The sequence below is a fragment of the Enterobacter sp. PGRG2 genome (genome assembly GCF_030291195.1).
Classification (GTDB): Bacteria; Pseudomonadota; Gammaproteobacteria; order Enterobacterales; family Enterobacteriaceae; genus Enterobacter_D.
In genome coordinates this window covers 2198768-2210911 of sequence record NZ_CP127837.1, presented here as the reverse complement: position 1 = coordinate 2210911, position 12144 = coordinate 2198768, and the positions used below count along the sequence as shown (strand labels likewise).

The 12144-nt window shown below is 54.4% G+C and carries 10 protein-coding genes; 6 read left to right on the top strand and 4 right to left on the bottom strand.

Features of this window, described 5'->3' with window-relative positions:
- The first annotated feature begins 3 nt into the window (after positions 1-3).
- Together cyoE and QRD42_RS09580 are read left to right on the top strand one after the other, a co-directional pair.
- On the top strand, positions 4-891 hold the full coding sequence (cyoE, locus tag QRD42_RS09585) for a heme o synthase (RefSeq protein WP_072567539.1): 888 nt from the start codon (positions 4-6) through the stop codon (positions 889-891).
- A 114-nt stretch (positions 892-1005) separates the two neighbouring features.
- Positions 1006-2370 carry an MFS transporter gene (locus tag QRD42_RS09580; RefSeq protein ID WP_321986968.1) on the top strand — a complete coding sequence of 455 codons (1365 nt, stop codon included), beginning with the start codon at positions 1006-1008 and terminating at the stop codon, positions 2368-2370.
- Positions 2371-2412: 42 nt separating this feature from the next.
- On the opposite strand, the gene QRD42_RS09575 is transcribed toward QRD42_RS09580, so the two are convergent.
- On the bottom strand, positions 2413-4191 hold the full coding sequence (locus QRD42_RS09575) for an L-fucose isomerase (protein WP_321986967.1): 1779 nt from the start codon (positions 4189-4191) through the stop codon (positions 2413-2415).
- Positions 4192-4375: 184 nt separating this feature from the next.
- On the opposite strand from QRD42_RS09575, the gene QRD42_RS09570 reads away from it, so the two are divergent.
- Both QRD42_RS09570 and QRD42_RS09565 read left to right on the top strand, forming a co-directional pair.
- A complete protein-coding gene (locus QRD42_RS09570; RefSeq protein ID WP_321988716.1) occupies positions 4376-5968 on the top strand; it encodes an FGGY-family carbohydrate kinase in 1593 nt (530 codons plus the stop codon).
- 59 nt (positions 5969-6027) lie between these two features.
- On the top strand, positions 6028-7026 hold the full coding sequence (locus QRD42_RS09565) for a LacI family DNA-binding transcriptional regulator (protein WP_321988715.1): 999 nt from the start codon (positions 6028-6030) through the stop codon (positions 7024-7026).
- A gap of 35 nt (positions 7027-7061) precedes the next feature.
- On the opposite strand, the gene QRD42_RS09560 is transcribed toward QRD42_RS09565, so the two are convergent.
- The 3 genes from QRD42_RS09560 to QRD42_RS09550 form a co-directional block, all read right to left on the bottom strand.
- Positions 7062-8423 carry an MFS transporter gene (locus QRD42_RS09560; protein WP_321988714.1) on the bottom strand — a complete coding sequence of 454 codons (1362 nt, stop codon included), beginning with the start codon at positions 8421-8423 and terminating at the stop codon, positions 7062-7064.
- A 107-nt stretch (positions 8424-8530) separates the two neighbouring features.
- Positions 8531-9865, bottom strand: a complete 1335-nt coding sequence (locus QRD42_RS09555; protein ID WP_072567533.1) for a glycoside hydrolase family 172 protein — start codon at positions 9863-9865, stop codon at positions 8531-8533.
- Between the two features lie 255 nt (positions 9866-10120).
- The gene (locus QRD42_RS09550) at positions 10121-10612 is read right to left on the bottom strand and encodes a YajQ family cyclic di-GMP-binding protein (RefSeq protein WP_072567532.1); all 492 of its coding nucleotides are present in this window, start codon (positions 10610-10612) and stop codon (positions 10121-10123) included.
- 98 nt (positions 10613-10710) lie between these two features.
- Between QRD42_RS09550 and panE the strand changes: the two genes are divergently transcribed.
- Together panE and yajL are read left to right on the top strand one after the other, a co-directional pair.
- Positions 10711-11622: a 2-dehydropantoate 2-reductase gene (gene panE, locus QRD42_RS09545; protein ID WP_321988713.1), complete on the top strand. Its 912-nt coding sequence runs from the start codon at positions 10711-10713 to the stop codon at positions 11620-11622.
- Positions 11585-12144 (top strand): protein deglycase YajL (gene yajL / locus QRD42_RS09540; RefSeq protein WP_321988712.1); only part of this gene is annotated, 560 nt, incomplete at its 3' end. The genes panE and yajL, both read left to right, overlap by 38 nt.

Sequence of the window (12144 nt, the reverse complement as noted above, 5' to 3'; positions counted from 1 at the left end):
AGTATGATTAAGCAATACCTGCAAGTAACGAAACCAGGCATCATTTTCGGTAACCTGATCTCCGTGATCGGGGGGTTCCTGCTGGCCTCCAAGGGCAGCATCGACTATCCCCTTTTCGCTGCTACGCTGATTGGCGTGTCACTGGTAGTCGCATCCGGTTGTGTATTTAACAACTACATCGACCGCGATATTGACCGCAAAATGGAGCGCACGAAGAACCGGGTACTGGTCAAGGGCCTGATTTCGCCGAAAATGTCGCTGGTGTATGCCACCTTGTTGGGTATTGCTGGCTTTATGCTGCTGTGGTTTGGTGCTAACCCGCTGGCCTGCTGGCTGGGCGTGATGGGGTTTGTGGTTTATGTCGGCGTTTACAGCCTGTACATGAAACGCCACTCCGTTTATGGCACCCTGATTGGCTCTCTCTCCGGCGCTGCGCCGCCGGTGATTGGCTACTGCGCGGTAACCGGTGATTTTGACAGTGGCGCGCTGATCCTGCTGGCGATTTTCAGCCTGTGGCAGATGCCCCACTCCTACGCCATCGCGATTTTCCGCTTTAAGGATTATCAGGCGGCGAACATCCCGGTACTGCCGGTAGTGAAAGGCATCTCGGTTGCCAAAAACCATATCACGCTGTATATCATCGCCTTCGCTGTGGCGACGCTGATGCTCACTCTGGGTGGCTATGCCGGATATAAATATCTGGTGGTGGCTGCGGCGGTAAGCGTCTGGTGGCTCGGAATGGCGCTGCGTGGTTATAAAGTGGAAGATGATAAAGTCTGGGCGCGTAAGCTGTTCGTCTTTTCTATCGTCGCCATTACCTCGCTGTCGGTGATGATGTCCGTCGACTTTATGGTCCCGGATTCTCACAGCCTGCTTACTTACGTCTGGTAACGCATTAATACCTAAAAGGGTGCTACGGCACCCTTTTTTATTTGTAAAATACCCCGCTTTACCCTGCCCTGCCCCCGCACTACACTATGCCCGGCTTTAGAATTTGAGGTGGAAATGAACGATTATAAAATGACGCCAGGCGAGTTACGCGCCACCTGGGGTTTAGGGACTGTGTTCTCGTTGCGTATGCTCGGCATGTTTATGGTCCTGCCCGTTCTCACCACTTACGGTATGGCTTTGCAGGGCGCAAGCGAAGCGCTGATTGGTTTCGCCATTGGTATTTATGGGCTGGCGCAGGCCATTTTTCAGATCCCCTTTGGATTATTGTCCGATCGTATTGGACGCAAACCGCTGATTGTCGGCGGGCTGGCTATTTTTGTGATTGGCAGCGTGGTGGCGGCCCTGTCGGACTCGATCTGGGGCATTATTCTTGGCCGTGCGCTGCAAGGCTCAGGCGCGATTGCCGCCGCGGTAATGGCCCTTCTCTCTGATTTAACCCGCGAACAGAATCGCACCAAAGCGATGGCGTTTATTGGCGTCAGCTTTGGGGTTACCTTCGCCATTGCCATGGTGCTTGGCCCCATCATCACCCATAAGCTGGGCCTGCATGCGCTGTTCTGGATGATCGCCGGGCTGGCAACCGCCGGGATCGCCCTCACCCTGTGGGTGGTGCCGGACAGCAAAAACCATGTGCTGAACCGTGAATCAGGCATGGTCAAAGGCTGCTTCAGCAAAGTTATCGCCAGTCCGAAGCTGCTGAAGCTTAACTTCGGCATCATGTGCCTGCACATTTTGTTGATGTCCACCTTCGTCGCCCTGCCCGGCCAGCTGGAAGCCGCGGGCTTTGCCACAGCGGATCACTGGAAAATCTATCTGGCGACCATGCTGATTTCTTTTGTCTGCGTGGTGCCCTTTATCATCTATGCGGAAGTAAAACGCCGCATGAAGCGGGTGTTTGTCTTCTGCGTTGCGCTGCTGCTGATTGCCGAAATCGTGTTATGGGGCGCCGGGCCGCATTTCTGGGAGCAGGTGCTGGGCGTGCAGATCTTCTTCCTCGCCTTTAACCTGATGGAAGCGCTGTTGCCGTCGTTGATCAGTAAAGAAGCCCCGGCGGGCTATAAAGGCACGGCGATGGGTATTTACTCCACCAGCCAGTTTTTAGGTGTGGCGATTGGCGGCTCGATGGCGGGCTGGGTGGACGGTATGTTTGATTCACAAACGGTCTTTCTCGCGGGCGCGCTACTGGCGACCCTCTGGCTGCTGGTATCCCTGACCATGAGCGAACCGGCTTACGTCAGCAGTCTGCGCGTGGAAATTCCGGCGGATGTTCCCGCAGATGACACGCTGGGCGAGCAGTTACGCGCGTTGCCCGGGGTGAGCGAGGTGCTGGTGGTGCAGGATGAGCGCAGCGTATACATCAAAATCGACAGCAAAGTGACGAATCGCTTTGAGATCGAACAGGCGCTGCTGGCACGTTAAGCCCCGACCAGACCTGACCGGGGCTAACCGGTTTGCTTTTCCTTAGCGCCTGTACAGCGGTCCGTAGTTGCGGCAGGCGCGGTAATCCTGCCCTTCCGGATCCATTCCGTGCGCCGCCCACGCAGACGGTCGCCACACCTGCTCCTCCTCAATATTGTGCATGCTGACCGGAATACGCAACATGGCGGCCAGCGTAATGAAATCCGCACCGACATGGCCCGCCGTCAGTACAGCGTGATTTGCGCCCCAGCCAGACATCACTGACCAGACATCACGGAACGGGCCACGGCCCGTAAGACGCGGCGCAAACCAGGTGGTGGGCCAGGTCGGGTCTGTGCGTTGTTCCAGTACCGCATGGATCGCTTCCGGTAGCTCAACACTCCAGCCTTCAGCAATTTGCAGTACTGGCCCGATCCCTTTCACCATATTTACGCGCGTCATGGTAAAAGGCACCCCGCCGCGGGTGACAAACTGTGACGAAAAGCCGCCGCCGCGAAAATACTCATGTACCGCCGGACACCAGCGAGTGGCATTAAGACAGGCGTCTACCTCCGTGGTGCTGATTTCCCAATGGGGCTTGAGGGTAGGATTTCCTTTGATGTCCGTCTGCTGCGCGGTGCCATCGAGCGCCGCCGAACCGGAATTAATGAGATGAATAATCCCCTGCTCCGCCACGCCGCTGAGCGTCTCGCCCGTTACTCGTTCAACCGCTTCCGGCGACCAATAGGTGCGCACATCAGCGAAGATCTGCGCCGTGCCCGTCATCAGGTGCCCCATCAGCATCGCGACGCCATTCAGACTGTCGTTCTCCGTGGCCACAACGTAGGGCTGGCGGATGCCATTCCAGTCAAATGAGCTGTTCAGCAGCGCTTCTGCCATGTCGCCGTTCGGGTATTGATCCGTCCAGTGCCGCTGCCCCTGAAACCCGGCTGCGACAGCGTTATAGCCCAGCGCCTCTTCACAAAAGCCTGCTCGGGCCAGCACCGGATTGCCCTGCATCATGTCGCGGATACAGATAGCCATCAGTAAACTTTCCCGCAGGATCTCCCGCTGCTGTGCTTCGTTACGCTGATTGTGCTGCGCGTTTCGGTCTTCTCCGAAGCGGAATTTCTCCGTCGCCCATGCCAGCGCAAGGGCCAGTTCATCTTCATCATAAATATGTTGATCGATACGGCGGCGGAGTTCGGTCATATCAACGGACTGCACCCTCATGCCCAGCCAGGACGCAAAAAAATCATGATCGACAAGTGACCCCGCAATTCCCATTGAAACGCCGCCTAAAGCTAAATAGCTTTTGCCCTTCATGCTGGTCACCGTCAGGCCTGCACGTGCAAAACGCAGCAATTTTTCTTCCACATCCGGCGGGATGGCGGTGTCGTCACTGTCCTGTACATCCTGGCCGTAAATCGAAAAGGCCGGAATGCCCTGCTGATTATGTGCCGCCAACGCTGACGCCAGATAAACAGCGCCGGGTCGCTCCGTGCCGTTAAACCCCCAGATCGCTTTTGGGCGCAACGGATCAACATCAATGGTTTCACTGCCATAGCACCAGCAGGGCGTGACGGTGATAGTCAGCCCGACGTTCTGCGCCGAGAATTTCTCCTCACAGGCCGCGGACTCTGTCAGCCCGGCGATGCAGGTATCAGCGATTATGCACTCCACTTCACTGCCGCAGGCGTGACGCAGTTTTGCCTGCAACAGATTCGCGGTGGCATACGCCATATTCATCGTTTGCGCTTCCAGCGATTCGCGAATGCCCATCCGCCGCCCGTCAATGACAGGACGAATGCCAATCTTCGGAAGAACCTTTTTACCTTTCATAATGAGATCTCATCCTTACAGATATGTGATTGCCCTCAACGCCCCTGGCGTCAAATCCTTTTGCTAACTCGAATTAGCATAGAGTTTTTCTGATTTTCATCACAACATTTTTCGCCGGGTTTTGTGAGGATCCTCACGAGCGGTTTAACCACAGGGATGTAACCCTGACTTTCTGGAGCAGAAAATGACGACCTGTTTTTTCCTTGGCATAGACATAGGTTCAGCCAGCGTGCGCGCTGGGGTATTTGACGCAAACGGCCAGCGGCTGGCTTTCGCCACTCGCGCTATCTCACAGTTTCGTCCCGCCGAGGCGCGGGTAGAGCAGTCCTCCGCTGAGATCTGGCAGCAGAGTTGCGAGGCGGTTAGAGAGGCTGTCGCCAGTGCTGGCCTTGACGCCGGGCAGATAGTTTCGATTGGTTTTGATGCCACCTGTTCGCTGGTGGCTATCGATAAAAACGGCAACGGGCTTGCCGTATCGCCTGGCGAAGCTGACGATCACAACATCATTATGTGGATGGATCACCGCGCGGCGAGGGAAACGCAGTTGATCAACGCCACTGGCGATCGCGCTCTTAAATATACGGGCGGCGAAGTCAGTATTGAAATGGAACTGCCGAAAGCACTTTGGCTCAAGAACCATCATCCGCAAACCTGGCAACGCGCGCACCGTTTACTGGATCTGGCGGATTTTATGGTCTGGAAGGCCACAGGGGAGGATGTCGCCAGCCTGTGCACCCTGACCTGCAAATGGAATTATCTGGCTCATGAACAGCGTTTCAGCGACACGCTGCTGGCTGCCGCCGGGCTGGAAGCCCTGAGGGATAAAATTCCGCCGCGCATCCTGCCGCCCGCCGCTCGCGCCGGAACCTTAACGCCGGAGGCGGCTCAGGCGCTGGGGCTGTCTACGCAGGTCGTCGTCGCCAGCGGTATGATTGACGCCCATGCCGGCGGCGTAGCCTTAACCGGACGGCAACCTCAGGGTACCCTGGCACTGATAAGCGGCACATCTAACTGCCATCTGATTTGTAGCGAAGCGGCCATCATGACGCCCGGCGTATGGGGACCATACTGGTCAGCCATGTTGCCAGGGTACTGGCTGACCGAGGGCGGGCAAAGCGCTGCGGGCGCGTTAGTGGACTGGACGTTGCAAGAGTGCAGCACAGGAACAGAGCTAATTACTCAGGCTCATCAGCGTGGGTGCCATCCGGTTACGCTGGTTAACGAGTGGGTGGCCGCACTGGAAACCCGCGAAAATGAGCCCACAGCGGATTTGCACATACTGGCCGATCATCACGGCAACCGCTCTCCCCGCGCCCGACCAGACGCGCGCGGCAGTATATGCGGGTTACAGCTGGAACGCGGTGAATCCCGCGTGGCGCGGCAGTACCTCGCCACGCTTCAGGCCATCGCCTACGGCACACGCCATATTATTGAGGTCATGCAGAAACAGGGGCATATCATTGCGCGGCTGGCGCTGTGCGGCGGCGCTACGCATAACCCGCTATGGATGCGTGAGTATGCAGATGCTACAGGTTATGATATCCATCTATTGCAGGAAGAAGATGCCGTAACCTTGGGGTCTGCGATTAGCGGCGCGGTGGCTTGTCAGGCATTCCCGGATCTTGCCGCGGCGACGCAACAGATGGTGAGGCCCGGCAGCAGAGTTGTGGCAAATCCGGCGCGTAAGTCCTTTCATGACCGTAAATATCAGGTTTATCTACAAATGTGGGAACATCAGCAAGCGCTTAACCGACTGATGCATAAAGACAATGCCTGATAATCGTTCTATTATGGCCTCATCACTATTCTCTAAAGACCTGTCCGGAGCATACTGTAGTGGCCAAAACAGTCGAACAAATCGCCAACGAACTGAATTTGTCAGTCACGACCGTGCGGTTAGTGTTGAACGGAAAAGCGGAGCAGTACCGTATCAGCGTAAAGACTCAGGCGCGCATCAGGGAGTATGTAGACCGTTATGGTTATGTACTTAACCATTCGGCACGAAGTCTGAAACTCAATAAAACCGACACGCTCGGTTTTATTGTGCCGAACATTTCAAACGTCTTCTTTGCCACCCTGGCTGAAAAGCTGGAGTTGCGCTGTCGCCGCTCCGGCTACCAGTTAACCATCAGCTGTACCTATGACGATATTGAGTACGAAAACAAACTGGTACGAGCGCTGATCGCCCGCAACATAGACGGCTTATTCATTGTTCCCTCCTCGCTGGAAAACCAACAGCATCATCTGCGCCAGGTAAAAAAACCGATGGTACTACTGGATCGCGATTTCAGGTTCAGCAACAACGCGCTGGTTGAAAGCCAAAATGCGCAAGGTAGTCAGACGCTGACCGAGAATCTGCTGGCGTCAGGCAAAAAAACCGTCTGGTTTCTGGCAGGCGATGCCGAGTTACCGAGCATCAGCGATCGGCTGGATGGATACCTCCAGGCGCTGAAAAAACAGGGCATAGACCACAGTAACTGGGTCATCAAAGGAGCAGAAAACACGCCGGAAGGCGGCAGAGCGATCATGGATCGGTTGCTTGCACAACATGGGCAGCCGGAGGTATTTATCGCCTCATCGCTGCCGGTACTGGAGGGGGCTATCGATGCGCTGCGTACCCGCTTTGGTGAGCTTTCCCCGGATATTGATATCGGCACCTTTGATGAACACCCGATGCTGAGTTTCCTGGCAAATAATGTCTGGTCAATGCAACAGGACGAAGACGCCTGGGCGGAAAAAGCCTTCGATATGATGCAGCGCGCGCTTACCGGCGATCCCGTTAATGAGACCGTCAGAGTGCCGATGACGCTGATCACCCGCAAGCGCCGGTCTTAAATCAAGCGCCCCGCCCTGTCAGCGGCGGGTCTTTTTTACTGAGGCTTTTCACACAGTATGGTCGCTTGATCATTGCGGCCATTCTGCATCATCGCGGAATAGTAAACGTTGTTGATCACGTAGAAATGCATAATGAGGCCGGTGAGTAAATAAAACAGCGCTGGCACCAGCAGCATGATCCAGGATAACCCTGCGATCGCTGACGCACTTTGCGCGCCCTCGCTGGTGTAGCCCACCCAGACCAACAAATAGCCGGTGATCGGCCCGGCGATCCCCATACCGAATTTCTGGCAGAAAGAAATCATACCAATCGCCAGACCGGAAGCATCAATACCTGTTTTGCATAAGCCATAATCTGAAGCTTCAGTAATAGAAGACCAGAGGATCGGCGTATTAATCTGTGACACTACAGAACAGAGCAAATAAAAGAACGTCGCGCTCCAGAAGCTGTTTGCCCCTACCAGCCACCAGGCCAATAGCGACATCACCGCCGAGCCATACATGGAATACTTAAATACTTTTATCTTGCAGTAATGACGCGTCAGCCAGGTAGAGATCAACGGCCCAAGGATGCCTCCTACCGATCCCATACTCATGAATATCGCAATCCCATACCCGTCCGTCGCACCGGCAAACTCTTTGCCGTACATAATCGCGACGCTGCCATTCACCAGAAAGCCGACAAACAGCACGACCATCGCGAGGCTGATAATCTGCCATTGATCGTTTTGCAGCAAGCCTTTCACCTGGCGGCGTAAAGGCTCTGCAGGTGTCGTAGTGATCACCCGCTCTTTCACATTAAACGCGCAGAACAGCATGATAACGACGCTTACCGCCCCCACTACTGCAAAGGCTGTTGCGTAACTGCTGCGCGCATCGCTGCCCTGGGTCACCCAGTACGGCACAAAGGTTGAAACAATAAGCGTGGCTACCTTCGCCATCGGGAACCGAAAGGCGTTAGCGTTCAGTCGCTCCTGTGGATCGGCGGTGATCACGCCAATCAATGAAATATAGGGGATCGCCAGCACCGTAAAGGCAAGGCTGTTAAATATATAGACGCCGGTTGACCAGGCCATTTTCTGGCTATAGGTTTCGCCAAAAGAAGTAAATAACAGCCAGAGTGAAATACCGAAAGGTATTGCGCCAATCATCAACCAGTGACGATAACGTCCCAGACGGGTACGGAATTTACTGGTTAATATTCCCATCAGCGGATCGGAAATAGCATCAATGGTGCGCACAATCATTAATATCCAGCCTGCGTCAACGGGCGATAATCCGACGACCTGGATCAGGAAAGCATAGATAAGTATGGATGCGGAAATAATAGAAATAGTGAGTGCCATATCACCCGCGCCATAAGCGCTTTTTTCAAGAACCGATAAGCGTGTAGTCATGATAAAACTCTTCCGGTAACGTGATTTCAGGTGGCTCAGGTATGCACATCTTCTGCCTGACGGGAACCCGCCAGGCATACCGCAATAATGCGCATACCGCTGTTTAGTTATTCAGAAAATGGTGAAATAATTTTATTGTTAATGGACTTCTCACGCGTGGCGGCGATTTTCTTATCCACTTCCTGCTGGCGAAGCGTTTGCCAGTTTTCAAGACGCTGCGCCGCGCACTGTTTTTGCGCCTGCATTTCTGCATTCAGCGTTACCTCAGACAGCGGGGCAAAGGCTTCTCCTGCCCTTGCCGGAATACGCTCCGCCACCGGTTGCATCGACAATACGGGCGAGGGCAGCTTTTGATACCAGTAGACGGTCGACGCCCAGTCGTCAGAAAGATGATTACCATGACCATGCTCCATGGTCACCCGGATGCGTTTTTTAAAATGCACTGGATCGGTAATATGAAAGCGGTAGCTGGTCTGAAACCCTGGCAAATGAGAATCGTGTAGTGAGGAACCATTAAAAGGGGCGGAACAGTCCTGCATTCCCCAGGCATGATTAAAATAATCTTCTGTCCCTGTGCCATGAATTGAAGGCGGCCACAGCGGATCATCATCAATAAAGATCATCTCATCGCCTTCGCCCCACCAGGTTTCCTGCCGATGGCGCACCGATAAATTGCAGCCGATATAATGCCCTTCCCCCTCAATATTCAGAAGCTCATAATTATTCTCCGCGCTCAGGCAAGGAATATTGACTTCCGGGCTGTTAACCTGCAGTTCAGGCCCCCAGCCCTGGCAGGGATTTTCACGCTTCCACCAGGCATGAAAATAAGCAATATCGTCGGCATGCTTTTCCGGATAGCATTCAAAATCGATATTGAAATACTGTCCGTAGGGCAAATCATTCTGGTTTTCGACTTCAATAATCGCGCGCTCGTTAAAGGGCATGGGTAAATAGCAGTTAAACGCCGCCGTCGCGCCGGGCCGGTAATTTTCGTCGGGCCGACAAGAGACAGTGAAGGGCAGCGAGGTAAAGCTGGCCGGAACCGAATGCCCGACACAGAAAAAATCCCCCAGCGGCACGATAACGGACGGTTGCACCTGGTTATCCCAGTAAAATTTCAGCAGTACCTTACGATAGTAAGCTTCATCATGTTGCTCCCAGCTTACGCCAAGGGCGTTATTGATTTCATTAATGGGCGCGACATATTGTCCCTGCGTCGGATCAATCAATCCGGGGCCTTTTATTTTGCGGCAAAATTGCGTCATCCAGATATGGGTAATACAACCGCTGCCACTTATATCCGCTAACCGAACGGTTTCCCCGGCGGGGATCATCCAGTAATCCTGATTACGCCCGCTTTGATCCCAGCTGGATAGCCGCCCGCTGCGGGCATTTTTAATCTGACATAAATCCTGTAATAAACCTGTTTTGTCTGCTGACATGATAGCGCCTCACCATTTATCCATTATATCGGGGCCAGCGCCTTAAATTCATGTGATGGCATCCCTGCCCCGCCCTTTGCTAATTCGAGTTAGCAAAGTAATCAGTGCAGACCAGGCTGACAAGATGATTTCACCTAGAATGTGATTATCATCATTCTCAAATTCGTAATAGATTGATTAGTTTACTTAATTGGCTGAAGCAGATGAAGGGAGTAAAAAAGCCCGACGAAAAGGGTATCGCCGGGCCTGGGATAGTTAATCGCGGAAGTTTTTGAACTGGAACGGCTGCCCCAGATCGCCGCCGCGCACCAGCGCCATCGCGGACTGCAAATCGTCGCGTGATTTACCGGTCACGCGCACTTCTTCACCCTGGATCTGCGACTGCACTTTCAGCTTGCTGTCTTTGATCAGTTTGACGAGTTTCTTCTGCGTCGCGCTCTCGATGCCTTGTTTTAGCTTCGCCTCAACAAACCAGGTTTTGCCGCTGTGCACGAAAGTTTCAGGTACGTCCAGCGACGCCCCTTCAATACCGCGTTTCAGCAGTTTGGCACGCAGAATATCCAGCAGCTGGTTCACCTGGAAATCAGATTCGCTCAGCACCTTAATGGTTTTATTCGCCTCGTTCAGCTCGAAAGTGGCTTCAACGCCGCGAAAATCAAAACGCGACTCCACTTCACGGCTGGCATTGTCGACCGCATTGCGGACTTCCTGAAGATCAACTTCAGAGACAATATCGAAAGATGGCATCTTTTCTTCTCCCTCTCTATTTATTGCGATGCATAATACCTGCTAAGAAGCATAACTCAACTTGTTATGCCCGTAAGTGTTGCAGGCCAGGAGGAACCATGAAAATTACCGTGCTCGGATGCGGGGCATTAGGTCAGCTGTGGCTGAGCGCGCTGTGCAGGCATGGACATGAAGTCCAGGGCTGGCTTCGCGTACCTCAACCTTATTGCAGCGTAAACCTGATCGAAGAAGACGGCACCCTTTTTAACGCGTCCTTAACCGCGAACGATCCTGATTTTCTGGCGCAAAGCGATCTGCTGCTGGTGACTCTTAAAGCCTGGCAGGTGTCAGAACCGGTAAGAAACCTCGCCGCCAGATTACCTGCCGCTACGCCGATACTCCTCATCCATAATGGTATGGGTACGGTGGATGAGCTGAAAAATATCTCCCAGCCTCTGCTGATGGGTACCACCACGCACGCCGCCCGCCACGATGGCAATGTCATTCTGCACGTCGCGGGTGGTATCACCCACATTGGCCCTGCACGCCAGCAGGACGGGGATTACAGCTATCTGGCGGATACCCTTCAGGACGTGCTGCCGGACGTAGCCTGGCATAACACCATTCGCCCTGAGCTGTGGCGCAAGCTGGCGGTGAACTGCGTGATCAATCCGCTGACCGCGCTGTGGAACTGCCCGAACGGCGAGCTACAGGCGCATCCGGCCTTAATCCAGACGCTGTGCCACGAAGTGGCGGCGGTGATGGAGCGGGAAGGTCATCATACTTCCGCTGAGGATTTGCTGCTTTACGTCAACCAGATCATCGCCAGCACTAAAGATAACATCTCGTCGATGTTGCAGGACGTGCGCGCCCTGCGTCATACCGAAATTGATTACATCACCGGGTATTTGCTCAGACGCGCCCGCGCGCACGGTATAGCGGTCCCGGAAAACACCCGACTTTATGAACTCGTTAAGCGTAAGGAAAGTGAGTATGAGCCCATCAGCACTGATATGCCTCGCCCCTGGTAGTGAAGAAATGGAAGCGGTCACCACCATTGACCTGCTGGTGCGTGGCGGCATCAACGTCACCACCGCCAGCGTTGCCAGCGACGGCGATCTGACGATCGTCTGCTCGCGCGGCGTGAAACTGCTTGCCGATGCGCCGCTGGTGGAAGTGGCTGACGGCGATTTTGACATCATCGTCCTGCCGGGCGGCATTAAAGGCGCCGAATGTTTCCGTGACAGTCCGCTGCTGGTAGAGACGGTGCGGCAGTTCCATCTTTCCGGCCGCATCGTTGCCACCATCTGCGCCGCCGCGGCCACCGTGCTGGTTCCTCACAATCTGTTCCCCATCGGCAACATGACCGGCTTCCCGTCGCTGAAAGACCGTATCCCGGAAGATCAGTGGCAGGATAAACGTGTGGTTTGGGATCCGCGCGTCAACCTGCTGACCAGCCAGGGGCCGGGCACCGCCATTGATTTTGGTCTAAAGATTATCGATCTGCTGGTCGGGCGAGAAAAGGCCCATGAAGTGGCGTCACAGCTGGTAAT